This is a genomic window from Nocardioides sp. CPCC 206348 (genome assembly GCF_048654705.1).
Lineage (GTDB): Bacteria > Actinomycetota > Actinomycetes > Propionibacteriales > Nocardioidaceae > Nocardioides.
In genome coordinates this window covers 1-862 of sequence record NZ_JBMCZA010000030.1, presented here as the reverse complement: position 1 = coordinate 862, position 862 = coordinate 1, and the positions used below count along the sequence as shown (strand labels likewise).

Annotated in this window: 1 protein-coding gene; it reads right to left on the bottom strand. The window is 67.1% G+C overall.

Annotated features, from left to right (window positions below; translation table 11 throughout):
- Window positions 1-749 (bottom strand): NAD(P)/FAD-dependent oxidoreductase (locus ACOADB_RS00895; RefSeq protein ID WP_378596039.1); only part of this gene is annotated, 749 nt, incomplete at its 3' end.
- Window positions 750-862 lie beyond the last annotated feature (113 nt).

Genomic DNA, 862 nt, shown 5'->3' with positions numbered 1-862 from the left:
ATCGCACCCACCCCGACGAGGACCGCGTCGCACTCGTGACGTGTCCCGTCACCGAGGACGACAGCGGCCACCTTGCCGGAGGCGTCCCCCTCCAGACGTACGACGTCGGCGCCAGTGCAGATCTCAGTGCCCCGGGCGGCGTGGTAGGCGGAGAGGAAGCCGGCCAGATCCACTCCCGCAACCCGGGCCAGGGCACGGTCCTCACGTTCGAGAACGACGACCGATGCTCCGAGGTGGTGCGCAGAGGCAGCGACCTCGAGGCCCACGTAGCCCCCGCCGACGATCGCGATCCGGGCACCGGCCACGGTCTCCGCAGCGATCCTCAGCGCGTCGTCGTGGTTGCGCAGGTAGTGGACTCCGTCCAGAGCGGCACCGTCGATCGTCAGGACTCGCGGAGCCGCTCCTGTCGCGAACACGAGGGCGTCGTAGGTGAGCTTCTCGCCACCCCCGAGAGTCACCGTGCGAGCCTTGGTGTCCAGGGCCTCAACTGCGTTGCCGAAGCGCGCATCGATGCGCTGGTCGGCGTAGAAGTCCTTGGGCTTGATGAGGAGTTCGTCCTCGCTCATCACACCCTTGAGGTAGTCCTTCGACAGCGGTGGACGCTGGTAGGGCCAGGTGTCCTCGTCGCCGACGAGGATGACCTCGCCCTCGTAGTCGTGCTGTCGCAGGAGCGCAGCAACGTTCGTGCCGCCGTGACCGGCACCGATGATGACGATGCGGCGAGGGTGAGTGGGCTGAGTGCTGTTCATGACGGAACTCCTGGGAGGGTGCGCGCTGCGCGATCCCTGATCGCTACAAGCTGGCGGTAGAACGGAAAGGCCTGTTCGAGGACGGGCAGCACCTTGAGCGCCTTGCTCACCTG